At 66.0% G+C, this 23470-nt stretch carries 18 protein-coding genes and 3 pseudogenes; 14 read left to right on the top strand and 7 right to left on the bottom strand.

Translation table 11 applies throughout. The features are described from left to right. Positions 1-61: 61 nt before the first annotated feature. A pseudogene (locus tag G369_RS36010) lies at positions 62-478 on the top strand (IS3 family transposase); the annotation flags it as partial. 115 nt (positions 479-593) lie between these two features. Next, positions 594-2462, top strand: coding sequence for a DUF1963 domain-containing protein (locus G369_RS0117785; RefSeq protein ID WP_157773726.1), 1869 nt, complete (start codon positions 594-596; stop codon positions 2460-2462). A gap of 26 nt (positions 2463-2488) precedes the next feature. Here the strand turns inward: G369_RS0117785 and G369_RS0117780 are convergent, their stop codons facing one another. Continuing rightward, entirely contained in the window at positions 2489-2995 is a 507-nt protein-coding gene (locus G369_RS0117780) for a hypothetical protein (RefSeq protein WP_019655371.1), read from the bottom strand. Positions 2996-3255: 260 nt separating this feature from the next. Here G369_RS0117780 and G369_RS39910 point away from each other — a divergent pair, with 260 nt between their 5' ends. Further along, complete coding sequence (locus G369_RS39910) at positions 3256-3558, top strand: transposase (RefSeq protein WP_080647860.1); 303 nt, start codon at positions 3256-3258, stop codon at positions 3556-3558. Between the two features lie 309 nt (positions 3559-3867). Here G369_RS39910 and G369_RS0117775 read toward each other — a convergent pair whose 3' ends face one another. Next, on the bottom strand, positions 3868-5844 hold the full coding sequence (locus tag G369_RS0117775; protein WP_019655370.1) for an SMI1/KNR4 family protein: 1977 nt from the start codon (positions 5842-5844) through the stop codon (positions 3868-3870). A gap of 172 nt (positions 5845-6016) precedes the next feature. On the opposite strand from G369_RS0117775, the gene G369_RS36005 reads away from it, so the two are divergent. Continuing rightward, complete coding sequence (locus tag G369_RS36005; protein ID WP_019655369.1) at positions 6017-6562, top strand: hypothetical protein; 546 nt, start codon at positions 6017-6019, stop codon at positions 6560-6562. 136 nt (positions 6563-6698) lie between these two features. Here G369_RS36005 and G369_RS0117765 read toward each other — a convergent pair whose 3' ends face one another. The 3 genes from G369_RS0117765 to G369_RS39250 all read right to left on the bottom strand — a co-directional run bounded on the left by G369_RS0117765 (position 6699) and on the right by G369_RS39250 (position 8471). Beyond that, entirely contained in the window at positions 6699-7658 is a 960-nt protein-coding gene (locus G369_RS0117765; RefSeq protein ID WP_020723146.1) for a WD40/YVTN/BNR-like repeat-containing protein, read from the bottom strand. 115 nt (positions 7659-7773) lie between these two features. Further along, positions 7774-8259: a hypothetical protein gene (locus G369_RS0117760; RefSeq protein WP_019655367.1), complete on the bottom strand. Its 486-nt coding sequence runs from the start codon at positions 8257-8259 to the stop codon at positions 7774-7776. Between the two features lie 68 nt (positions 8260-8327). Then, complete coding sequence (locus tag G369_RS39250) at positions 8328-8471, bottom strand: hypothetical protein (RefSeq protein WP_019655366.1); 144 nt, start codon at positions 8469-8471, stop codon at positions 8328-8330. A 1326-nt stretch (positions 8472-9797) separates the two neighbouring features. Between G369_RS39250 and G369_RS0117750 the strand changes: the two genes are divergently transcribed. The 3 genes from G369_RS0117750 to G369_RS0117740 are packed head-to-tail and all read left to right on the top strand — an operon-like array spanning position 9798 to position 12725. Next, positions 9798-10478, top strand: coding sequence for a DJ-1/PfpI family protein (locus G369_RS0117750; RefSeq protein ID WP_019655365.1), 681 nt, complete (start codon positions 9798-9800; stop codon positions 10476-10478). A 36-nt stretch (positions 10479-10514) separates the two neighbouring features. Continuing rightward, complete coding sequence (locus G369_RS0117745; RefSeq protein WP_038115006.1) at positions 10515-11495, top strand: tripartite tricarboxylate transporter substrate-binding protein; 981 nt, start codon at positions 10515-10517, stop codon at positions 11493-11495. 21 nt (positions 11496-11516) lie between these two features. After that, the gene (locus G369_RS0117740) at positions 11517-12725 is read left to right on the top strand and encodes an amino acid aminotransferase (RefSeq protein WP_026346460.1); all 1209 of its coding nucleotides are present in this window, start codon (positions 11517-11519) and stop codon (positions 12723-12725) included. 13 nt (positions 12726-12738) lie between these two features. On the opposite strand, the gene G369_RS36000 is transcribed toward G369_RS0117740, so the two are convergent. Next, positions 12739-13737, bottom strand: coding sequence for a GlxA family transcriptional regulator (locus tag G369_RS36000; RefSeq protein WP_019655362.1), 999 nt, complete (start codon positions 13735-13737; stop codon positions 12739-12741). A gap of 710 nt (positions 13738-14447) precedes the next feature. Here G369_RS36000 and G369_RS0117720 point away from each other — a divergent pair. Beyond that, complete coding sequence (locus G369_RS0117720) at positions 14448-15170, top strand: helix-turn-helix transcriptional regulator (RefSeq protein ID WP_038115117.1); 723 nt, start codon at positions 14448-14450, stop codon at positions 15168-15170. A 36-nt stretch (positions 15171-15206) separates the two neighbouring features. Continuing rightward, positions 15207-15599 carry a VOC family protein gene (locus tag G369_RS0117715; RefSeq protein WP_019655360.1) on the top strand — a complete coding sequence of 131 codons (393 nt, stop codon included), beginning with the start codon at positions 15207-15209 and terminating at the stop codon, positions 15597-15599. Here the strand turns inward: G369_RS0117715 and G369_RS39485 are convergent. Beyond that, positions 15596-15788: pseudogene (locus tag G369_RS39485) on the bottom strand (IS3 family transposase); the annotation flags it as partial. The gene G369_RS0117715 and the pseudogene G369_RS39485 sit on opposite strands and share 4 nt — an antisense overlap. An 84-nt stretch (positions 15789-15872) precedes the next feature. On the opposite strand from G369_RS39485, the pseudogene G369_RS38215 reads away from it, so the two are divergent. The 5 genes and pseudogenes from G369_RS38215 to G369_RS0117685 all read left to right on the top strand — a co-directional run bounded on the left by G369_RS38215 (position 15873) and on the right by G369_RS0117685 (position 23367). Further along, positions 15873-16425: pseudogene (locus tag G369_RS38215) on the top strand (helix-turn-helix domain-containing protein). Positions 16426-16788: 363 nt separating this feature from the next. Then, the gene (locus G369_RS0117700; RefSeq protein WP_019655357.1) at positions 16789-17973 is read left to right on the top strand and encodes an efflux RND transporter periplasmic adaptor subunit; all 1185 of its coding nucleotides are present in this window, start codon (positions 16789-16791) and stop codon (positions 17971-17973) included. A gap of 10 nt (positions 17974-17983) precedes the next feature. Then, positions 17984-21127 (top strand): multidrug efflux RND transporter permease subunit, encoded by a 3144-nt coding sequence (locus G369_RS0117695; RefSeq protein ID WP_026346457.1) that lies wholly within the window; start codon positions 17984-17986, stop codon positions 21125-21127. Between the two features lie 4 nt (positions 21128-21131). Then, positions 21132-22541 (top strand): efflux transporter outer membrane subunit, encoded by a 1410-nt coding sequence (locus G369_RS0117690; RefSeq protein ID WP_019655355.1) that lies wholly within the window; start codon positions 21132-21134, stop codon positions 22539-22541. A 460-nt stretch (positions 22542-23001) separates the two neighbouring features. After that, complete coding sequence (locus G369_RS0117685) at positions 23002-23367, top strand: hypothetical protein (RefSeq protein WP_020723144.1); 366 nt, start codon at positions 23002-23004, stop codon at positions 23365-23367. Positions 23368-23470: the final 103 nt, after the last annotated feature.

Below are 23470 nucleotides of genomic sequence, written 5' to 3'. Positions count from 1 at the left end.
AGAACTGCAACCCGCCGTCTTCTAGAAAAACTGTCTCGACTAAACCGAGCAGGTCAACAGCATGACCTCGCAGCTGGTGGCCGATGCGTTGATGATGGCAGTGTGGCGCCGGGGCAAGCCGGTCGCGTTGCTGCATCACTCCGACCAAGGAAGCCAATACACCAGCGAGCACTTCCAGGAGCTGCTGAAGGAGCAAGGCATCACCTGCAGCATGAGCCGCGCGGGTGAGGTCTGGGACAACTCGGCCATGGAGAGCTTCTTCAGTTCACTGAAGACTGAGCGCACAGCCAGAAAGGTGTACCGGTCCAGAGAACAGGCCCGCGCCGACGTGTTCGATTACATCGAGCGGTTCTACAACCCGACGCGCCGTCATTCGACGCTCGGCTACGTCAGTCCGGTAGAGTTCGAGAAAGCTCAAAAAGCTGAGGTCGGTGTCTATGAGACCGGCAGCAGCCCATGGCTTCTAAAGAGAAGATGATCGGATGCGGGCCTCCCTGATGCATGCGCGCAAAGGAATCGCAGCCACCTTCAAGAACTACCAGGGCCTTGCGCCTGCTGATAGGCTCGGAAGCCAGTTTCCCCGCGGAGCCCTCGTGTCCATCAACAAGTTCCAGATCGGCAAATGCGCATTCGAGTTCGACCCCGAGACGGAGGTCGCGTTTGAGGACGGTGGCATGTCCTTCCACCTCAAGGCCCGGCCCGTCGGCTACGACGAGGCGCGGCACACGCCGCCCTTCGACCCGGAGGGCTCCGACAATCCCGGGGCCGGCCGGATCGCTCCCTCGTTCCGGTCGTCGACCTTCCACTTCTACGACAACCACGACACGCCGAAGCGGCGCATCAGCTATCTCCAGAACCAGCCGACGAACGGCTTCTTCGCGCTCTGGGAGAAGGGCTTCGACTTCGGCACGCGCTTCTTCGGCGAGATCGACCTGCGCCCCGACCGCATCGAACTGCAGGGCCTGCTGCGGCACGACTACGAGACGGACGCGCAGGGTGTGCCGGTGCATGTGGTGTGGCATTGCCCGCCGGGAGAGGTCGAAGTGCGCCCGTACACCTACGGCAGCTTCGAAGAGGCGATGGACGTTCCGCCCGAGCGCGTGCGCCGGCTGTTCATCGGCGACTGGAACGGCCGCTGGCGCGACGAACTGCTGCGCTTCACCCGGCTCGAGCACCTGTCGCTGCAGCATGCGTGGGGCACTGATACGGCGAACTCGGCCACCACGTTCCCGGAATCCTTCTGCACGCTGACCCGGCTTCGCGAGCTGTACCTGCGCAGCCCTGTCTTCTCACGCCTCCCCGATGGCCTGGGTGCGCTCGAATCGCTGGAAGTGCTCTCGCTCGAGTACTGCCGCATCGAGGCATTGCCTGACAGCATCTCTCGGCTCGTGCGTCTGCAGCGCCTGTTGCTCGACGGAAACCGGCTTTCGACTTTGCCCGAGTCCGTGGGCAACCTGCCGGCCCTCATGTACCTGAGTATCAACAAGAACCCCTTCGAGTCGCTACCGGCCACGCTGAGGAACATCGAAAAGGTCGACGTCGAGAGAAAGAACGAAGCCCTGTTTCGCGACATCCGCTACCGCCCCGAGGTCGAGGCCGTGGTGGATCGCGAGGCCCTCATGGCACGCGGCAGTCCGCGGCATGTGGCGCTGCTGGGCGAGGCCCTCGCGCGGCACGGCCTCCAGCGCTACGAAGACGCACTCCTGCGCCATGCGCGCCAGGCGCTGCGCCTGCGCACCGTGGAACCCGAAGACTACGCGAGCCTGGGCAACAGCCGCATCGGCGGCAGGCCCGACCTGCCGCCCGACATCGACTACCCCGCGACCGACGGAAAACCCTGGCGCTTCTACGCGCAGATCGACCTGGCCGACATCGCGCCGCTGCAACCGTGGCTGCCGCGCTCGGGCCGCCTCTATTTTTTCGGCGAAGGCCAGGAAGAAGACGACGGCGTGCGCGTGCTGTATTCAGATGCGCCGGCCGACGCGCTGCGCACGCACGCTTGGCCGGAAGACGCCGAGTTCGCCGACGGCTGTAGCGTGTCCGATGGGTACGAGGGCTACAAGATCAGCGTCGAGGTCACCGTGTCGTTGCCGAATCTCTACAACGCCGGCAACGGGCGTCTGCTGGGCGACGACACCGTGCTGCTGGAGATCGACAGGGACGACGCGCTGCAGGAGGCCTACTGGGCACTCGAAGCCGAACTGGCTGGCGACGGCGAGCGCCGGAACGCCGCTCACCTGATGAACGCCCACGTCTTCACGCAGCACGAGAATCCGCAGGAGCAGGCATCGCGCGAGAAGGGCGGGCTGCCCGTGGAGTGGGTCAACCTGCTGACGCTGTGCTCCGACGGCAACCCGGGCTTCTGCTTCTGGGACGCGGGCACCTTCACCTTCAGCATCCACGAGAAGGACCTGGCGCTAGGCGATTTCTCCCGTGTGCACGGGAGCCTGGAGAGCAGCTGAGGCTGCTGCTGCCCGGTCGACAGCGGTCACGACACCCACCACGGCACCACGAAGAACGGACCCGGCTCGCCCGGCACAAGGAACAGGATGTCGCCCCTGCCGCAGGTCGGCCCGCATTTCAAGCCGAGGTAGCGGACCGTGATCCGGGGCTGAGCCTTGCCGGAGAGCAGGACGGATGCGATGCCCCGCTCCAGGAAGTCCGCGACCACGTGCTGTGCGTCGGAATCGGCAGGGCCCTGCAGCGCCTGGCAGCCGTTGGCGTCGGCAGTCGATCCGTCTCCCGCCGCCTTCAGCACCGCGGCGGCTCGTCGACCCTGGATGAGCGCCTGGCGCTCGGCCTCGGTGGCCCATGCGGTCGGCGCACCAGCGGCCATCTGCTCCAGTTCGCGACGCGAAAGCAGCACTGTGGCCTGTCCGCCAGGCACGGCGATGCACGGCCGGGGAAGCTCGCCCGGAAGCTCGATCGAACGCGATTCGTCGACTTCCTGGCCGGCAGCAGGGCGAGTGGCTTGGGCGGGCGGGATGGAGCTCATGAGTGCGAGTGCGGCAAGGGCGCAGCAGGCCAGTCTGTGCATCCGCAAGACTGTACCCGGCTCGATCGCTCCCGGCCGAGTTCGACAGCAGCAGCACGCAGTTCTTCCACGTGGTGCGACATCGTATCGACGCCGGCGCGGTGGCGCTGGAGCCTTCGCCGGCTTGGCGCATGTGCGGGCTGCAGGCGATTGTCCGACGCCGACATTCCCACCCGCATCCTGAGCGTCTTTATCGATGACCCATCGGCCCGGAAACTCCCATGCCAAGAGCTGGAGCACATGGCGTTTCCGACACTGGGCGGCAACTGCACGCGAACATCGGAGCCATCGAGCGTCGCCTCGCGCATCAGCTGCGCCAGAGTAGTGCGTGCAAGGCAGTGGCCGAGATTCCCGGCGTCGAGCTCACGAGGGCCACGGCTGTCGTCTCCAGCATGGGCTCGCCAACGGCGTTCAAAGATGGTCGGGATATCGCTGCCTGGATCGGTCTGGTCCCGCGGCAAACCGGCACGGGCGTGGGCCAGACAGGTGGGACCGGGACGGGAACACTCCGGCAGGGAAGTTGAGCCTTGAGCCCGATGTTCAGATGGGAGAGTCTGTCCCCGAATCAGTACCTCTCGGGATAGAAACTCCCGGCTCCTCTGACATCAACCTTGCTGCCTGCAGCCAGCAACGGCGGGCGAATTCGGTAGGCGTCACCCACTCCTACATACCCGGCCAGCTGTATTGCAGAGCTGCTGCCGCATCGCTGGTTGCCAACCACGGCTTGCTGATCCGCGCCGTCGTCAAGACGGGTTCGCCGCGCGCTTACATACTTGGCGCCTTCTTTGCACTCCTCATCGCCAGATACCGGGTCGAAGTGGTGACCCGGGCGCCTATCGCTTCCGCAAGGCGCCAGCCGAAGTCCGGTACTTCTTCTTGAGCAGGTCCCTCGGTGTCTTGCCTACATGGTTGCGGACCTCCCACGAGGCCCCCATATCGATCAACTGTTGCACGCTGGGCAAGTCGTGCTCGCTGTCGACATACCCGGCCATGAGGTGCAGCGCCGTGTTGCCGTCGGCATCCTGAGCGTCGATCTCCAGCCCCCAGCGCACCAGCTGGGGCCACAAGGTAATGGAATGGACATAGAGGCGCTGCCCCTGTTCCACCGCGAAATGCAGGCAGGTCTGGCCCCGCGCATTACGCCAGGCGGGATCGAAGGGCAGATGTTTGGCCAGCAGCTGGGCGCATGTGAGGTGCCTGCAGTATGCCCAGGCGTTGTTCCCCAATGAGTCCGTCAGGGCTGGATCGGCCTCGGCCGACAGGAAGGCCTGTACGGCCTCGGCGGGTGCTGTCTCCGACCATTCACCCAGCACATCCTGCAAAGGGGTGGTGCCCGTGTCACCGGGCGGAGGGCGGGAAAAGTCGTTCGCATCCAGGCCGTGATCGGCCAGTAGCTTGATCTGCTCCGGCGAGCGCGCATGGTGCATGGCCGTCCGACCTTGCAGGTCGCGCATATGTGGATCGGCGCCGGCAGCCAGCAGACGGGCCTGGCTCATGGGGCCTGTGCGCATCAGCATCGTGGTCGACGCTCCGCTGGATGCGGTGTCCCACCCTACGTTGGGGTTGGCTCCCGCAGCCAGCATGGCGTCGAGTACAGCGAAGTACTCGCCGTCTGACAGCTGTTCAGCGTCCAGCAGCCGGTGCAGGGCCGCGAAGCGCTCTTCGGGCCAGGGATCGATGCGGGCGCCGGCGCGGATCAGCCATAGCAGCGTCGGGGCCTGCGCCGTGGTCATGGCGGCCACGAGCGGTAGCTTGTGAGGCGCGAGCGAGGCACCATGGCGCAACAGGCACTCCAGCATCGCAAGATCGTCGCGCTTAGCGGCAAGGACCACGGCCGTGTTCTCGTCGTTGTAGTGATCGTCCAGGTCCGCGCAGTCCAGCCGGGCACCCGCGGCAATCGCCGTTTCTGCGGCGCGGATGTCTCCCTTGACCGCGGCCTCGAGCAATGCGAAATCGGCCGACGTGCTCGCACGTACGGGCTTGGGGCGCATCACGCCCCCCTCCGGGGCGAACGCTGGGTCGTCGGCCAGCCACATGCGCCAGCGCTCGGCGGCCGGGCCTGCGGTGTCCAGGCGCACGCGCTCGGGCCCCTCGTCGGCCGTGAACAGATCCCAGCAATGCCAGGTCGAGCCCACACAGCCCAGGGCCATCCAGCCGCTGAGGAATTCGAACAGGTCGGCAGCGAGCACATGACCGTGCAGGCCGTCCCGTTCATGGCTGAAATAGCGCACGGGCTGGCGAGCAGGGTCGTCGCTGCTCAGGTCCAGCACCAGCAGATCACCGTTGGGCAGGTGAAGGAATGGCAGATGTCGATCCCAGAGCGCCTGCATCGCGGTGGCCTCGGCGTCCTCCTCGTTTTCCCGCAGGTCCTCCACCCAGCCGTCAACCCAACTGGACAAGGCCTGGCCGGTGGGGTCGATCTGCTCCACGTCCCAGAGCGCTCCTGCGCCGCCTGCGTAACAGGCGGCGAATTTGCCATCCGGCTCGTCTTCGGCCGAGGTGCGCCAGCCGAAGGCGCAGGACGAGGCGCGGGTCAGCAGCCAGCGCAGTTGCGCGGGTAACGGGCGTCCCGTGCGCCGCATCAGTTTGGCATCGAGTGCATTCAGCGTCTTTCCGGAAACCGGTGCACCGAATGCCAGCGGCTCGATCTGCCAGCCGCGGCCGCTGGCCACTGACTCCATGGACGACAGCTGGTCATTCCAGGTCTTCCACAAGAGCTCGAGCCCAGGCGCGTCGTCGAGCGATGCTGAGCCGGCAGAGCGCCAGGAGAGAACAACGGGATAGCGCGCGACGCTCTTGGGTGTTGGCATCGGAAGAGTGTCGCATCATGGCCGCCTGTCCGATACTCGGATCGAGACGTCACCATGAACGGACCTGCGGCATACCGCGGGCGATATCGATCTGAACGAGTCGAAAAACTGAATGGGCCTGGAACTATCTCCAACCTGCACCAGCGGATGGGCGACCATCCCAAGGGTATTGATGGCCGCTGGCATCCTGCTGGGCACACCTGCATGGTCTGAGCTTGCATCCGCGAAGGGTGCCGGAAAGCCGGTTGACGCCTGGCGGAAGTTACAGCCGGGGTCTTGCACGCAGCTGGAAGCGAAGGATCGGGACCGCTTGCCAGCCGCGTGGACGCCTTACCTGGCGGCGACCCGCCGTTGCGAACTGGCGGCGCCCGGTGCACGGCCGCAGGTGGCGCTGGTCACCATCTTTGCATCCGCCTATTACGAAGGCAGACCGGCCAACGCGCCGTGGGAGAGCTTCCCGACACCGTTGCTGGTGGACAGCGAGTTTCGCTGTGTCGGCGGCATCGATCAGCTCTTTCCGTGGGATCAGCCGGCCATGCTCGAGCTCAGGCACGGGCGTTGGTTGGACGGCGTTCCGCAGGAGATTCGCGTCCATGTCGGCACGCCGAGCGTCGGTGGGGCGTATGAGCTTCCCACGCTGCACTGGAATGCCGAACAGCGTCGATACCAGGCTGTCGGCCACGCCGATCGCAAGGCGAATCCATGTCCACAGCCATGACCTTGGCTTGGGGCCGGCCCAAGGCTTCAATGCGCCTGTCGGGAAGGTAGCTCGTCAATCAAGGAGGAAGCAAAGGTGAATCCGAAGACTCGTTGGACGGCGGACTCCGGAAGCCGGCGCCTTCCGGTGGCCCGACTCAGAACTTGCTGCGAGTCCAGGGCGTCGCCTGGTTGGCCGGGTCATGCACGATGTACTGCATACGGGGCGCGGCGGGCTCGGTGAAGAACACACGGCCTCGACCTTCGAACGCACCCGCCGTCTTGAAGTTGTCCTTGACGATGCGGACCTCGCGTCCGAAGAGCTCCGCCACGCCGTCCCAAGCTGCGAACAGCAGGCGATCGCCCAGTGCCGCCACGCTGTTGAGTTGCATGGGATAGCGGCCAAACTCCGTGAAGCCCGCGGCATTGCCACGCAAGAGCCGTCCGTGGACGCCGGATGCGCAAACCATCACGGTCCGGTCAGGCAGCAAGGCGATCCCACCGAGCGATTCCCCTTCCGTGGGTGTCCCGGGAATGGGCAGATTGCGCCACCGCTGCCCGTCGTAGTGCAGCAGCGTGCCGACAGCCCCCACCGCGTAGACATCATCGGCTGCATGCCCACGGATGGTCCGGATCGTCTGGTCGGCCGTGCCGTCGCCGTCTCGCGTCTGGGTCCATTGCTTGCCATTCCAGTGGTACAGGTGTCCGCCGTGCACGCCCACATGAACGTCGTCGTCCGCGCTGCCCCACATGGCGGTGATATTGGGTAGCAAGCCTTTGACACGGTCGCGGGGCAGGGTCGAGACCGTCCAGGCCGGCCCTCCGTTCAATGCCTCGTACGCCAGGTCTCCCTCGGCCGCCGCCCACCCCGTCGATGCGGTGGTGCCCACACGCCCGTCGGCGCTGCCTACCCAGAGGCTGTCGGCAGGAGACACCCACAGCACACGAAGCGCATCGTTGGTCGAGAGGATGTGGACGGCCTGATCGCCGGCCTTGCTGCCGGGGGCGAGCCGATAGAGGCTTCCGACCGCCGCACCGACGTCCCCTGCAGGGTACGCCAGGCCCATGAACGCGATGCCTTCGGTGGTCTCCGCGACCTGATTGATTTCCCTTTGCAAGCCCAACTCCTTCAAGCAGCCCTGGTCCTTCGTATCGTCTCGCCGTGGACATCGACGCGCAGGACAACCGCAGCGTCGCCCGCACACCTTGCTCCCCAAACGTTGAAACGCCGCCTCAACCCTTCATGGGGAACGAGACCAGAACCGTCTTCACGGCCAATTCATCGTTGTAGTCGACCTTGATCTGCCGGCCGTCCTTCATCCAGATATCCCAGTAGACATCGCCATCCTCTTCCTCGGTTTCTTGCGGCTCACCGAAGGCTGCGAGCGCCTCGCCGCGGTTGCCGACCGGGCCGGCGGAAAACGGAACGGTTCCCAGGTAGGCGGACACCTTCGGCGCCCCATTGGGGTAGTAGAAAACGCCGCTCATCGCGTACGGGCCGGTGCCGATCGGATCGCGATAGTTCCGGGAGAAGAATTCCTTCGACGTGAATGCGAGCGCGACACCGAGCGTGTTCAGCTGGATGAAGTCGATCGTCAGCTCCGCCAGCTTCTTCTCGGAGAGCGCTCCGATTGACCCACCATGGGCCCGGACCGCGTCGATCACGTCGTTGTCGGTATTGGTCATTCCGACCAGCGCAAACAGTCGTTCCGCATTCATGTTTCCATCTGCTTTCTCAATTGTTCCGGATCGATCCCGAATAGCTTAATCCACGCAAGACGGTCAGTTCATCCCCTCGGCTCCTGCAGCGCGAGCTCGTGGCGCACGGCCCGCGCCAGGCCGAGCAGCGACGGTCCGAGGTCCTGCGCGATCGTGTCGATCGACTCCTGCGTCGAAAGGCTGACGTTCAACGCGTAGATGGTGCCTTCCACCTCCAGCGGTGTGGCCAGCGCAAACCACCTTGGGCTGCCAGGCCGCGGCGCGGAAGCCTTGTGCGAGGACGTCGGCGCACGCTTTCCGGATCTCGGACTCGACAGCTTTCCACTTGAGACGCCGTTGTGAAGAAACTGTAAGAGCTGGGTCCGGCGCTGTGGCGTGAGCGCAGCCAGGTATGCGCGTCCCAGCGAAGCAAGTTCCATCGGTACGCGCTGGCCGGAAGTCGCGAGACAAGGTACGGGCTCCCACCGAATGACCGGTTCTCTCAACGCGATCCGTAGCTGACGATGAAGCAGCTGGCGAACTGTCAAGAGCTTCTCGCCGGCATCTTCGGACTCACTGCATCTGCCGCGTGAGGTCTCTTCGGGAGACCGCGCACAGGCACTGCGATTCAGGGCGCCGGATGAAAGTGCGCCACCCATTGATCGCCCAGTTCGGTATCCGTCGTGGGGCAACTGGATGCTGGATATGTAGTCGCGGTGCCCACATCGGGCACAAGGCGTGAGCCCCGGCTCCGTTTGCAGGAGGGATCTTGGATCTATGGCATCAAACCAGTCCATTTTTTTATCTGCATCCCCACCGCAAAGTGCCAATCCAATATTGACCAGGGTGCCCCACTGACCTGCTGAGAATTCCAGCAGGGATTCAAGATGATCACCATGGACATGATTGGCAACGTCAGGCGCAAGAGGCTGCGCGAACAACTCTCTCAGCTAGATCGCAAAGCGCACGGGCCTGTCGCGCAATACGGTCAAGAAGTGGCTTCGGGCTTTCAGCGATGTTGTGCCGAAGTACGAACGGGTGAAGCTCGACGGCAAGCTCACGGGGTTCGAGCCGGCCCTGCATCAGGCTCTCACAACCGACAGCCATCGCCCCAAGCAGGCACCGCGCAGCGCTCGTGCCTTGTTTGCCGAGATACAGCCCCAGGGGCTACCACGGCGGCTACAGAGCCGCCACCGACTACATCCGGCGCCCGTACAAGACAGTGGTGCCTTGATATTGGGGGGGCGGGACCTTGTACGTCGACTTTGATCGTGCATTCGAGCGATCTGCTCCACACTCACTCTGCAACCGTGTCTCGGCGCTGCCGTCGGACATCTTTGCCATGTCGCTGGGGCGGCCCGCAACGTGCCGGTGCACAACGCGCACCACCCGCGCCTGCGCCCCGGTATCCGTAAGTCGAAACGATGTCTTGGCCGATGCAAGGTCGCGGAGTTCTAGCCTGCGCCTGGTCGTGGCAGAAACCGTGGGGATTCTGTCAATCAGGACCATGCCGTCGTTTCTAGACTGGGCCGCACCGAAACCCCTCGAGATCCCCGTCCATGAACATCGGCATTCTTGTTTTTCCCGACATCACCGCCATCGACTACGTCGGTCCCGCCGACCTGCTGGTGCGCATTCCGCACGCCAAGCTGAATCTGGTGTGGAAGCACACCGACCCGATCAGGACCGAACTGGGTTGGGAGTTCCGTGCCACCGCTTCCTACGAAAGCTGCGGCCAGCTCGACATGATCGTCGTGCCCGGCGGCCCCGGCATCGCCGCGCTACTGGAGGATGAGCAGACCCTGGCATTCCTGGCAGAGCAGGCCCCGGGGGCAGCCCTGGTCGTGGGTATCTGCACCGGCCCGATTGTTCTGGGCGCTGCCGGCCTGCTCGAAGGTTACAGGGCCACCTGTCATTGGGGCTCGCACGCGCTGCTCGAAGACGTAGGCGCGATACCTGTCGACGAGCGCGTGGTGGTCGACCGCAACCGCGTCACCGGCGCGGGCATGACCTCCGGCATCGACTGCGCATTGAAGGTGATCGCGCTGGCCAGCGGCGATGACGTGGCACGCAGCGTGCAGCTGTTCGCCGAGTACGACCCGCAACCCCCTTTCGATTGCGGCACGCCGCGCAAGGCTCCGGCTGCGCTGGTGGAAGCCATGTGTGGCAAGTTGCGCCCCGTCGTCGAACAGCGGCGTGCGCTGCTCGCGACGCGACGCGCGCGCGTCACCCCGGCTTGATCACCTGCGTTGTCGCTCATTTCATTGGAGGTTGACATGTCTCGTTCCATTTATTCGCAATGTCTCTTTCGTGCCTTGGCGGTTGGCATCTCGCTGTCGCTTTCGTGCCTGGCCGCGCAGGCACAAGGCGGCGGCCCGATCCGCCTTCTGGTCGGCTACACGGCGGGAGGCCCGGCAGACACTGCCGCACGCATCGTCGCGGAAAGACTCGGCACTGAACTGGGCCAGCCGGTGGTGGTCGACAACAGACCCGGCGCGGGCGGGCAAATTGCCGCGCAGGCGCTGAAGGCTGCGCCTGCCGACGGCAGCGTTCTCTTTCTTAGCAATACTCACACGGTGGTGACGGTGCCGCTGACGGTGAAGAACCCTGGGTTCGCCACGGCGAAGGATTTCCGCATCGTGGGGGGCGTGGCCACCTTCGAGCTCGCGCTCGCGGTGAGCCCGAAGACCAATGCCCACAACCTGAAGGAGCTGGGTGCGTGGTTCGCGGCGCACCAGAGCGAATCGACCATCGGAGTGCCCGCACCCGCGAGTGCGCCCGAATTGGTGGCGGCCAAGGTGTCGCGCGCGCTGAAGGCCGACACCGTGGCGGCTTCCTATCGTGGCGCGCCGCCCATGGTGCAGGACCTGCTGGCGGGGCAACTGGCCGCGGGCGTGTCTAGCATCTCGGACTTCCAGCAGTACCACCAGGCCGGCACGCTGCGCATTCTTGCCGTGACGCGGAGCACGCCATTGCTGCCGGGTGTGCCCTCGTTCGCGGAGGCGGGCCTCGGCGGGCTCGACAACACAACCGACCTGCTGGGCATCTACGCGCCCGCCGCAACTCCCGACGCGATCGTCGCGCGCTACAACACGGCGCTGAACCGTGTGCTTTCCAAACCCGATGTGCAGGCCAGGTTCAAAAGCTACGTGATGACCCCCGCGCCGATGACGCCTGCCGAACAGATGCAGCGACTCGCGCAGGCCTCCGTCGTGCTGTCGGCGCTGATGAGCGAGAGCCGTTTCGTGCCACAGTAGAGAATCGTCTTCATGCCCTCGATGTTCGGACACATTGGCGCCCACGCGGGCGACCCCATTCTTAGTCTCAACGAAGATTTCCAGAAAGACCCGCGCGCAAACAAGACCAACCTGGGCATCGGCGTCTATGTGGACGAGAGCGGCACGCTGCCGCGCATGGGCGCAGTGGCGCGGGCCGACGCGGAATTGCGCTCGCATGGCGGTTCAACCCCGTACCTCCCGATGACGGGCCTGCCCTCGTACCGCGACAGACTACAGGTGCTGGTGTTCGGCGCGGACCACCCGGCACGGGCCGACGGCCGCATCGCGACCATCCAGTCGCTCGGTGGCTCCGGCGCGTTGCGCGTCGGCGCGGACTTTCTCAAGAAAAACTTTCCGGGGTCGGGCGTGTGGATCAGCGACCCCAGCTGGGAAAACCACCGTGTCGTGTTCAAGGCCGCGGGTTTCGCCGTCAGCACCTACCCCTACTACGACGCGGCCTCCGGCGGCCTGCGCTTCGAGGCCATGTGCAATGCCCTTGGCGGCCTGCCGCCGCAGAGCATCGTGCTGTTGCACGCCTGCTGCCACAACCCCACGGGCGTCGACCTGAGCACGGCGCAATGGCGCACCGTGGCCACGTTGATGCGCGAGCGCGGCTTGATCGCCTTCGTCGACATGGCCTACCAAGGCCTGGGCGACGGACTCGCCGAAGATGCCTTCGCGCCGCGCGCCCTGGCCGAGGCAGACGTGGCCTGCCTGGTCGCGAGTTCGCTGTCGAAGAATTTCTCGCTCTACGGCGAGCGGGTCGGCTCGCTGAGCATCGTCTGTGCGTCGAAGGCCGAGGCCGATCGCATGCTCGGTCAGCTCGCAGGCACCGTGCGTGCCAACTACAGCAATCCTCCCACGCATGGCGCGACCCTGGTGGCTGCCGTGCTGTGCTCGGCCGAGCTCCGTGCGGCTTGGGAAAGCGAGCTGACCAGCATGCGCGAGCGCATCCAGGCGATGCGCAGCGCCATTCACGCGGCGCTCCAGGCGCAGAATCTGCCGTCTGGCACCACCCTGTCGCGCTACCTCACGCAGCGCGGCATGTTCACGTACACGGGCCTGTCGGCATCGCAGGTCATGCGGCTGCGCGAGGCGCATGGGGTCTACCTGTTGACTTCGGGGCGCATGTGCGTGGCCGGGCTCAACCGGCGCAACGTCGACGCAGTGGCCCGTGCGGTGGGCGAGGTGATGCGGCAGGGCGCCTGAACTTTGTCGGACGTCAGGCTGCGGCGAAGCGCTCGCGGTATTCGGTCGGCGACACGCGCAGGTGTCGCACGAACGCACGCCGCAGTACCTCTTCGGAATTGAAGCTGCACTGCAGGGCGATCGACTTCAGGCTCTGGCGCCGCGTCTCGACCAGCTGGCAGGCTTTCTCCAGGCGCATGCGTGCCACCGCCAGCGCGGGCGTCATGCCCGTGCGCTGTTGGTAGAAACGCGCGAAGGTGCGGGGCGTCATCGAGAGCTGATCGGCCATGTCGGCCACCAGCAGCGGTTGGTTCAGGCGCGCCGTCATCCACGCATGCAGCTTGCCGATGCGCGCGTCGTCGGCGGTCTGCGCGAGCAGCGCGCTGCTGAACTGCGACTGGCCGCCGGGCCGCTTGTAGAAAACGACGAGTTTTTTCGCCACGCCCATTGCGACCTCGCGGCCCAGGTCGATCTCGACCATGCCCAGCGCCATGTCGATGCCGGCCGTGACGCCGGCCGATGTCCAGACGCGGCCCGAGCGTGAATAGATCGCGTCGTGCTGCACGTCGACAGCGGGATGCGCCTTGGCCAGTTGGCCGCACACCGCCCAGTGCGTCACTGCGCTGCCGCCGTCGAGCAGGCCCGCGCGCGCGAGCACGAACGCACCGGTGCAGACCGACGCGATGCGCTGCATTCGTAGCGCCCCGCGACGCACCCAGGCAGTCAGGTCGTCGAGATTCTTCGACTGCTGCGCATGGGGTGTCGGCAGGCCCGGGCGCCAGATGCCGGGGCCGCCCGGTACGAGCACGGTGCCGATGTCGCGCCCGAGTTTGCGGGGAAGCGCACGCGCCATCAGCTCCACGCCGCTGGAGCTTTGCACTGGGCCAGCCTGCAACGCGTGGATGGAGGTCTCGTACACGGGCTTGCGGCCAACGAGCACGAGCTCCTCGTTCGCGCTCGCGAACACCTGCAGCGGGCCGCTGATGTCCAGCAGCTGGAATCGATCGAAGACGAGGAACCAGATTGGATGCATGGCTGCCACTGTGCCTGACTTTTTCCGCCTCGTCAGTTGCCACGGTCCGGTCAGGGCGAGCTTTCCACCAGCGGTCAGCGTCGTACCGGCCTTTGTCGGCGAGCGAGCCCATTACCTAGACGAAGCCCCCTTCGGGGTAGAACAGCAGCTACTTGTCATGGTTCTTCGTGATGTCTCGCTGTAGCGGTTTTTGGGCCAGCGGCTGCGAGCGGGCGGGGTAGAGGGCGTGATCGTGAGGCTAGAGGTGCGCGGGCGAAGTGAAGGAGACGCAGAGAAGTCGCTGGCGCGGGTCCGGTACATGAGAAGAGAGCGGCCCTCCTTAACAGGAGTCGTGACACGAGCATCTGCCGCACGCGTCGTTTATCTGCGCATTGCAATGGCAGTGTGCCCGCCATCTCCATTACCAAGCCCTGCAAGCCAGGCAAACACCCGCCCAATTCGCACGCCCCATGTTGCGGCTTCACCAACCACTGCACCACGGCCGGATGCAAGCCACAGCGCGAGACAGCTCACCGCTGCTAGCTGTCTACGTGGCTTGCTCTGGTCATGCCCGCGAATGCAGTAGAGCTGGGCTTGTCTCTTTAGGCTGCAGCCGCAGCGATTTCCTCTTGCGAATAACGGCCCAGCGATCAGTTGGCACCCGACAGTCGGTGATCCTGCGTCGAACGCGCAGTCATTCAGCGCGCGGTCGCTCGCCTATGATCCTGCTTATGTCGCGCTCCGAACGCCTGCTCAAACTCTTGCAGGCCCTGCGCCGCCATCGTCGACCCGTGAGCGCCCAAGCGCTGGCCGACGAGCTGGCCGTCAGCGTACGCACGCTCTATCGCGACATTTCGAGCCTGAGGGCGCAAGGCGCGGAGATCGTGGGTGAGCCCGGAATCGGGTACGTGCTGCGACCGGGCTTCGTGCTGCCCCCGCTCATGTTTCGGTCCGACGAAGTCGAGGCCTTGATGCTGGGGCTGAAGTGGGTCGCCGATCGCGGAGATCCAGCGCTAGCGGTCGGCGCGCGAGAGGCGGCAACGCGAATCGCGGCGGTTCTCCCAGCGGCGTTGCGGCGCGAGTTGGAGACGTCTGCGTTGCTTGTTGGCGCCCGGGCGCGATCGTCCGTCGATGTCGTCGGCTTCGAGCTGCTGCGCACCGCCATTCGCTCGGGCCGCAAGACGCGGCTTCTTTATCGCGACAAGCACGACGCGAGTTCGGAGCGCGTGGTCTGGCCGTTCGCCCTGGTCTATTTCGAGGAAGCGCGGGTGCTCGCAGCGTGGTGCGAGTTGCGGGGCGACTTCCGCAATTTCCGAGCCGATCGCATCGAACGCATCGAACTGCTCGACGAGTTCGCGCCCAGATCGCCGACGGCGATGTTGAATGACTGGCGTGGAGCGCTGCAAGCGAGCGGACGCACGATCCTGCCAGAACCTGACAGTGCGCCTTTCTAAGCTAAGGGCTCCTCCAGCAACAAGCAAGTGAGTCCCATGAAATTCGCCTCGGTCCGGCTCGTCACACTCGACGTCGAGCGCCTCATCGCCTTCTATGCACAGCTCTCCGGTGTCGCTGCCGTTGGTCTGGCCGACGGTTTCGCGGAGTTCCGGCTTCCGGGCGCAACCCTTGCGATCAGCGCACAGCAATTGATCCAGCGCTTCAATGCAGGCGCTGCGCCGGCTGCAGCCAATCGCTCCGCAATCCTCGAGTTCGAGGTCGACGACGTCGACCGCGTGTTGTCGTTGCTCGGCAGCGCCGCGGTGATCGTGCAGGAGCCCACCCTCATGCCGTGGGGCAACCGCTCCTTGTTGCTCAGGGATCCGGATGGAAGCCTCGTCAACATATTCTCTCGCCTGCGTGCCTTTGAATTGCCCCGGCTTCCCTAGACACTTTGGAGCCGTTGGAAATGGCGTCGCTTGAACTCTACGGGCGACAAGTCGCCAGCGGTGTTGTGGCGACGCCTGGGGTTATAGAACATCTCGATGTGGTTGAAGACCATCGGCCCTGGCCTCCTCGCGCGTCGAATGGATCTGTCGGCGAATGCTCTCTCGCTTGAGCAACTGGATGAAGCTCTGCCTACCGCACAGCCGCTGCGTCTGCCGACCTCGGTCACGCGTGTCCGGCCAAGGCGGCCGGCGCCTGCGCCGCGTAATCCATCCATGTCGCGCATCGGCATGCGGGTGAGGGCGCTGCGCGTGGCGGCGGGGCTATCGGCCGGGCAACTCGCATCGGCATCAGGGATTTCAGCCTCAATGCTTTCGCGCATCGAACGGGGGCTGGCCTCGCCCTCGGTGGAGACCTTGGAGCGGCTCGCGCAGGCGCTGCACGTGCCGGTCTCGCGCTTCTTCGGGGACCAGGCCCGGCGGACGGATTTCTGCCATGTGAGGGCAGGGGCTGGTGATCGACCGCATTGGCGCTTTGGAGGGCGACCGGTCCGAGCTGCTGGGACACTCGCTGTCCGGCAATCTCTTTGTAGAGCCCTACCTGGTCACCTTGTTGCCAGGGGCCGGACCGTACGTGACCTTCCAGCATCCGGGGCTTAAGTTCCTGCACTTCCTGTCGGGGGCGGTGACTTACCGACGCGGCTCAAAATCGGTGGAGGTCGGGGCAGCGGACACGCTGCTGTTCGATGCAACGGTGCTGCATGGGATCGAGGCGATCCTTTCGGGGCCGGTGTCGTACCTCTCGGTGGTCTTCACCCTGCGCGATTGAACGGCTCGCGGCGACACCGTCAGGTTTGTTTATCGAGGCGGCAGCCAATCAGGCTCGTCGCTCGGACATTCGCCCATGCCTGTCCTTTTTAATTATCTTGGCTTCGCTGTCCGGCATCCCGAACACCGAAGGGACTTTGACCAAAGGTCGGAAATGGGCGCTCCCGGTCGATGGAAAGGGCGAGGACGGCTTGGACACCGGTGAGGTCCCGGCCGCGGTGGGCATGGTCGGGCTTGCGGCCAACCTTGGTCCTGAATTTCTCCATCGAATCTCGACACAGGCTCATCCGAGCCTCAACGCTGTCCTTGAACAATCGTCTTTTGTTGCTGCTCGCGGAGGTCCGCCAGCTTCTCGAAGGCACTCATGAAGATCGATTCTCTGCTCCGTCAGGGCGGCATGTTCGCCATGGCATTGGTCCTGATCGCTGGCTGCGGCGGCGCAGAGACCGAAACCGGGCAGGCTGCGCCGCCCGCGCCCATCGTGTCGGTCATGACGGTGCGTGCCACCCGGCTGGCGCTGACGCAGGACCTGCCGGGTCGTGTGGCGGCCGTGCGTGTCGCCGAAATCCGCCCCCAGGTCAGCGGCATCGTCCAGCGTCGGCTGTTCGAGCAGGGCACAGAGGTGCGCGCAGGCCAGGGCCTGTTCCAGATCGATCCGGCTGCGTTCAAGGCGGAAGTGGAGACGGCTGCAGCAAGCTTGCAGCGTGCCGAGGCCGCGCTGGCAAGCGCGCGGATGCAGGCGTCCCGTCTCCGGCCTCTGGTCGAGGCCGAGGCGGTCAGCGGCCAGGCCTATGACGACGCGGTCTCCCAGCGCGAGCAGGCTGCAGCCGACGTGAAGCAGGCCCGCGCGACCCTGGCGCGCAGACAGCTCGACCTCCAGTTCGCGCGGGTGGAGGCGCCGATCTCCGGGCGCATCGACCAGGCCCTGGTCACCGAGGGCGCCCTCGTCGGCAGCGGCGACACCCATCCGATGGCGCGCATCCAGCAGATCGACCAGGTCTACGTGGACGTGCGCCAGCCGGCCGCTTCGCTCGACGCGCTGCGTGATGCGGTTTCAACGCATCAGCCGGACGCCCGGGGCGGTCTGGCGGTGACCCTGCTGCGAAGCCATGGCGAGCCCTACACCGCCAAGGGGCGCATCCTGTTCTCCGGTATGAACGTCGACGCCGGAACCGGAGCCGTGCTGCTGCGCGTGCTCGTGGACAACCCTTTGCGCGAGCTCCTGCCCGGCATGTTCGTGCGGGCGCGGGTACCTCAAGCCAGCCATGCCCAGGCCCTCATGGTGCCGCAGCAGGCGGTGGTCCGCGTGGCGGGCCAGCCCCAGCTGTGGGTGCTCAGCGACCAAGGACAGGCGAACCGCAAGGCGGTCGACTTGGGTGAGTTGGTCGAGCGCAGCTACCGCGTGCGTTCCGGTCTCCGTGCCGGCCAGAGGGTCGTTGTCGAGGGCATGGAGCGCCTGTCCGAGGGTGCATCGGTGACGCCCCGAGACTGGAAGCCGGCCGATGTGGCTGCGGCGACTGACGCCGTCGGCGCCGCGGCCGCCCGCTGAGAACGCCGCCATGCCGCAGTTCTTCATCCAACGCCCGGTCTTCGCCTGGGTCGTCGCCCTGTTCATCATCCTGTTCGGGGTCATCGCGATCCCGATGCTGCCGATCGCCCGCTATCCGTCGGTGGCGCCTCCCACCGTCAGCATCACCGCGACTTACCCGGGAGCGTCGGCACAGACCATGAACGACGGGGTCGTCAGCCTTATCGAGCGAGAGCTGTCCAGCGTCAAGAATCTGCTGTACTTCGAATCGTCCGCCGACGCCTCCGGTTCGGCCTCCATCGTGGCCACGTTCAAGCCGGGCACGGCCCCTGCCATGGCCCAGGTCGACGTGCAGAACAAGCTCAAGGCCATCGAGCCGCGGCTGCCGCAGGCAGTCCGCCAGAACGGCCTGGCAGTGGAATCCGCAGCATCGGGCTTCCTGATGATCATCGGGCTGAGTTCGACGGACGGGCGTTTTTCCGAGACGGCGTTGAGCGACTACATGGTCCGCAACATCGTCGAGGAACTGCGCCGCATCCAGGGCGTGGGCAAGGTGCAGATGTTTGGCGCCGAGCAGGCCCTGCGCATCTGGGTGGACCCTGACAAGCTGATCTCGTACGGCCTGTCGATGAACGACCTGTCGGCTGCAGTCACCCAGCAGAACGCGCAGATCGCGCCGGGCGCCATCGGCGCTTCGCCCTCGCTGCCCGGGCAGCGCGTGACCGTGCCACTGACGGTGCAGGGCCAGCTGAGCACGCCCGAGCAGTTCGCGGCGATCGTGCTGCGCGCCAGCGCGGACGGCTCCAAGGTGACGATGGGTGACGTGGCACGGGTCGAACTGGGTGCGCAGTCCTATGGCTTCATCAACCGTGAGAACGGAAAGGTCGCCACGGCGGCGGCCGTGCAGCTGTCTCCGGGCGCCAATGCCGTGCGCACCGCGCAGGGCGTGCGCGACAGGCTCGAGGAGCTCAGGCGCACCATGCCGGCGGGCATGGACTACTCGGTCCCGTTCGACACCGCGCCCTTCGTGAAGATCTCCATCGAGAAGGTGATCCACACCTTGATCGAAGCCATGGCGCTGGTGTTCCTGGTGATGCTCCTGTTCCTGCAGAACATCCGCTACACGCTGATCCCGGCCATCGTGGCGCCGATCGCCTTGCTCGGCACCTTCGCCGTGATGCTGGTGGCGGGGTTCTCCATCAACGTGCTCACCATGTTCGGCATGGTGCTGGCCATCGGCATCATCGTCGATGACGCGATCGTCGTCGTGGAGAACGTCGAGCGGATCATGGCGAAGGAAGGCCTCGCGCCACGCGAAGCGACGATGAAAGCCATGCGGGAGATCACCGGGGCTGTCGTCGGCATCACGCTGGTGCTGACGGCCGTGTTCATTCCCATGGCCTTCGCCAACGGCTCCGTGGGCGTGATCTACCAGCAGTTCGCGCTGTCGATGGCGGTCGCGATCCTGTTCTCCGCCTTCCTGGCGCTGACGCTCACGCCTGCGCTGTGCGCGACGCTGCTGAAGCCGGTGGCACAGGGACACCACGAGAAGCGGGGTTTCTTCGGCTGGTTCAACCGGTGCTTCGATGCCATGAATGCGCGCTACGCCTCGCGCGTCGGCCAGTTGGCCGCGCGCGCCAGTCGCGTCATGCTGGTGTTCGTGGCGCTTTGCGCCGTGTGGGGCCTCGCGTTCCGGCAACTGCCCTCGGCCTTCCTGCCCGAAGAGGACCAAGGCTACTTCATGACGGTAGTGCAGCTGCCCGCCGAGGCCACCATGGAGCGCACGCTGGACGTCGTCAAGAAGTTCGAGGCGCACACGGCGAGCCGCCCTTCGATCCAGTCCAACATGACCGTTGTCGGCTTCGGCTTCTCCGGCTCGGGCTCGAACGCAGCCATGGCCTTCACCATGCTCAGCGATTGGGACCAGCGCGACGGCGCGACCGCCAGTGGCGAAGTGGCTCTGGCGCAGCAGGCCATGGCGGGAACCACCGAGGGAACGGTCATGAGCCTCATGCCGCCCGCGATCGACGAATTGGGCAACAGCTCGGGCTTCGCCCTGCGGCTGCAGGACCGTGCCAACCAGGGCCATGCCGCGCTCAAGGCCGCCGAGGCCAAGCTGCTTGCGCTGGCCGCCCGAAGCAAGGTCGTGACCGGCGTCTACCCCGATGGGCTGCCGCAGGGCACCAGCATCCGTCTGGATGTCGACCGGCAGAAAGCCGAGGCGTTGGGCGTGTCCTTCTCGAACATCAGCGAGACGATGTCCGCCGCGATGGGCTCGGCTTACGTGAACGACTTTCCCAATGCGGGGCGTATGCAGCAGGTCATCATTCAGGCCGATGCGCCCGCACGCATGCAGATCGACGACGTGCTGCGTCTGCACGTGCGCAACAGCAGCGCAGGCATGGTGGCATTGAAGGAGGTGGTCACGCCTGTGTGGACGGATACGCCGCTGCAACTGGTGCGCTACCAGGGTTTTCCTGCCACGCGCATTTCAGGCAACGCGGCACCGGGTGCTTCCAGCGGAGCGGCGATGGCGGAGATGGAGCGGCTGGCTCGGCAGCTGCCGGCCGGCTTCGCCCTCGAATGGACAGGCCAGTCGTTGCAGGAGCGGCAGTCCGCCGCCCAGGCACCGATGCTGATGGCGCTGTCCATGCTGGTGGTGTTCCTCGTGCTGGCGGCGCTCTACGAGAGCTGGGCCATCCCGCTGTCGGTGATGCTGGTCGTCCCCTTGGGCCTGCTGGGCGCGGTGGCGGCCGTCCTGCTGCGCGGCATGCCCAATGACGTGTTCTTCAAGGTCGGGATGATCACCGTCATCGGCTTGTCGGCAAAGAATGCAATCCTGATCGTGGAGTTCGCCAAGCAGCTGCGCGAGGAGGGCAAGGGGCTGATCGAATCGGCGGTCGAGGCGGCGCGCCTTCGGCTGCGCGCCATCCTGATGACATCGCTCGCTTTCGGCATGGGAGTGGTGCCGCTGATCGTCGCCTCGGGCGCCAGCGCCGAGACACAGCGCGCGATCGGCACCGGTGTGTTCGGCGGGATCGTGACGGCCACCGCCCTGGCCATCTTCTTCGTGCCCGCCTTCTTCGTGTTCGTGATGAGCTTGCAGGAGCGCCTCGCGGCTTGGCGTGTGGCGCGCCGCCCCCGTGTCGGGCATGACCATGAGCAGAAGGGCTGACGCGATGCGGCGCCTCCTTCTTCCTGTCGTCCTGGCGCTGTCCGCCTGCTCGCTGACGCCCGGGCTGGTCAAACCCGCGACGCCGATCCCTGAGATGTATCCGGGCCAGGTAACGGCCGATGCCACGGCGCACGGCGCAGACCTCGGCTGGCGCAGCATGTTCGGCGACGGGCGGCTGCAGCGATTGATCGCACTGGCGCTTGAGAACAATCGCGACCTGCGCATCGCCGTCTTGAACGTCGAGGCGGTGCAGGCTCAGTACGGCATCCAGCGCGCGGCGCGGTGGCCCGCGATCGAGGCGACCGGCAACGCGGCGCGGCAACGGACCGCAGCCAATGACGGATCGAACCCCGTCGTTCCCGCCGCCGTTCAGAACCAGTTCGGTGTGAGCGTGGGCACGAGCGCGTTCGAGATCGACCTCTTTGGCCGCGTGCGCGCGCTGTCGGACGCAGCGTTGGCGCGCTACCTGGCGAGCGATCACGGGCGGAGGGCCGCGCAGATCACCTTGGTCGGCGCGGTGGCCGATGCCTACTTCTCCGAGCGCCTGGCGCAGGAGCAGCTGCAGTTGTCCGAGCGCACGCTCGCCGACTGGCGCCAGTCGCTGGACTTGGCGCACCGGTTGAAGGCCGCTCGCCAGAGCAGCGGGCTGGAGGTTGCCCAGGCCGAGGGGCAGGTGGCAACTGCCGAGGCGGATGTGCAGGCGCGAAGGCGCGCCATGGCGCAGGCCGGTCATGCACTGGGGCTGCTGGTGGGTGCGGAGATTCCGGCCGGCTTGCCGGATGGGCTGCCGCTGCAGGATCAGCCGGTGGTGAGCCAGCTGCCGGCGGGGTTGCCTTCGGACCTGCTGTACCGGCGGCCGGACATCCAGCAGGCCGAACTGGCGCTCATCGCGGCGAACGCCGACGTCGGCGCTGCGCGCGCGGCCTTCTTCCCGCGGCTCTCGCTGACGGCATCGCTCGGCTACACCAGCCCGGCCATGGGCAGTCTGTTCGATGGCGCGCAGCGTGCGTGGAGCTTTGCGCCGCAGCTCTCCGTCCCGTTGTTCTCGGCCGGCCGGCTGCGCGCCGAGCTGCGTCTGGCCGAGGTGCGCAAGTCCAGCGCGGTGGTGGCGTACGAACAGGCCATCGAAACAGCCTTCCGAGAAGTGGCCGACGGTCTGGCGGGGCGCGAGACCTTCGCTGTGCAACTGGAAGCCCAGGCGCGCGCGGTGGCGAGCGCAGAACGCCGTGCGGCGTTGTCTAAGCTGCGCTACCGTAGTGGAACGCAGGGGCGTCTCGAACTGCTCGATGCACAACGCCAGCTCTATGCCGCCAGGCAGGCACAGCTGGACCTGCGGCGCAGCGCGTTCGGCAGTGCGGTGGCTCTGTACAAGGCCTTGGGCGGCGGCCTGATCGACGCGGATGCCGGGCTCTGAGTTCAGGCGCGGCGCGGGGAACCAGGATGCCCGGCTCGCGCTGCGTGATGTAGGCGGCGAACTGCTCCACGGTGCCCATGGCGCCGCGCCGCCGTCGGTCTCGATGCGTGGTGCAGGTACTCGCCGATGCGCCAGTAGAGCGCGACCACCTTGGCGTTGGCCGTCCGGGCCGCACGTTGGCGCGCGCCTTGGATCTGCGCGAGCCCTTCGCCGAAAGCGGACTCCGCGGCCTCTGCGGCCTCTGCGGCCGCTGGCGTCGGCGCCGTGCGGCGTGGCGCCGGTCCGACGGTCTTGCTCATGCCTGCCGCCTCTTCACCTGAGCCGTCGGGGCGCGGGATCGCCGTTTCTCGCACCGTCTGTGCGAGAAATGCTGGCGCGGTGCAGGTCTCGTGGCCCCGCGCACGCGCCGTGGATTGGTGGCGCCTGCTTTGTCGGAGCGGGGGCAGGACGGCTGCCGCGCGTGCAGGGGCCACGCCATGCTCCGATACCGGGACATCCGTTCGCGGTCGATGGCGCGGGCGCTCGGGCGCTGCTTACCATCGATACGGGGTTGGAGGTCCCAGGCGGATCGCAGGACACTCAACAGGACGAGCTCGACACACAAGGTGATCGTCCCTTCGATGACGCGTACGGCTTCAACCAGCCTTATGACGGTGCGATGTCCATGCCGCAGATGGGTGATTCACTCGACCTGACCGACAGCGCGGCCTTCGTGGGCAACCGCGATGCCCGCGTGACCAGCCTGGCGCTTACCGACACCGACACCGACATTTCCACGAATTGCACGGGGTTGCGGCACTCGACCGTGCGATCGTGCCCGAAGTGATACAGCCCGGGTACAGGTCTACGGCCGTGGGCGTGAACTCGTCAAGCCGCATCACGAATACCGTCGACGATTTCTCGGGCGCCGCAGCCGGACTGGCTGTGAA

This window comes from Variovorax atrisoli 110B, assembly GCF_000382045.1.
GTDB classification, from domain to species: Bacteria; Pseudomonadota; Gammaproteobacteria; order Burkholderiales; family Burkholderiaceae_C; genus Variovorax; species Variovorax atrisoli.
Note: the sequence above shows the minus strand (reverse complement) of the source record. Positions and strands in the feature narration are given on the sequence as shown.

What these genes read in the sequence shown, in the direction of transcription:
- G369_RS0117780 (WP_019655371.1), bottom strand. Translation starts at nt 2,995, where the DNA reads ATGAGCTCCATCCCGCCCGCCCAAGCCACTCGCCCTGCTGCCGGCCAG.
- G369_RS39910 (WP_080647860.1), top strand. Translation starts at nt 3,256, where the DNA reads ATGCCAAGAGCTGGAGCACATGGCGTTTCCGACACTGGGCGGCAACTG.
- G369_RS0117775 (WP_019655370.1), bottom strand. Translation starts at nt 5,844, where the DNA reads ATGCCAACACCCAAGAGCGTCGCGCGCTATCCCGTTGTTCTCTCCTGG.
- G369_RS36005 (WP_019655369.1), top strand. Translation starts at nt 6,017, where the DNA reads ATGGCCGCTGGCATCCTGCTGGGCACACCTGCATGGTCTGAGCTTGCA.
- G369_RS0117760 (WP_019655367.1), bottom strand. Translation starts at nt 8,259, where the DNA reads ATGAATGCGGAACGACTGTTTGCGCTGGTCGGAATGACCAATACCGAC.
- G369_RS0117750 (WP_019655365.1), top strand. Translation starts at nt 9,798, where the DNA reads ATGAACATCGGCATTCTTGTTTTTCCCGACATCACCGCCATCGACTAC.
- G369_RS0117745 (WP_038115006.1), top strand. Translation starts at nt 10,515, where the DNA reads ATGTCTCGTTCCATTTATTCGCAATGTCTCTTTCGTGCCTTGGCGGTT.
- G369_RS0117740 (WP_026346460.1), top strand. Translation starts at nt 11,517, where the DNA reads ATGTTCGGACACATTGGCGCCCACGCGGGCGACCCCATTCTTAGTCTC.
- G369_RS36000 (WP_019655362.1), bottom strand. Translation starts at nt 13,737, where the DNA reads ATGCATCCAATCTGGTTCCTCGTCTTCGATCGATTCCAGCTGCTGGAC.
- G369_RS0117720 (WP_038115117.1), top strand. Translation starts at nt 14,448, where the DNA reads ATGTCGCGCTCCGAACGCCTGCTCAAACTCTTGCAGGCCCTGCGCCGC.
- G369_RS0117715 (WP_019655360.1), top strand. Translation starts at nt 15,207, where the DNA reads ATGAAATTCGCCTCGGTCCGGCTCGTCACACTCGACGTCGAGCGCCTC.
- G369_RS0117700 (WP_019655357.1), top strand. Translation starts at nt 16,789, where the DNA reads ATGAAGATCGATTCTCTGCTCCGTCAGGGCGGCATGTTCGCCATGGCA.
- G369_RS0117695 (WP_026346457.1), top strand. Translation starts at nt 17,984, where the DNA reads ATGCCGCAGTTCTTCATCCAACGCCCGGTCTTCGCCTGGGTCGTCGCC.
- G369_RS0117690 (WP_019655355.1), top strand. Translation starts at nt 21,132, where the DNA reads ATGCGGCGCCTCCTTCTTCCTGTCGTCCTGGCGCTGTCCGCCTGCTCG.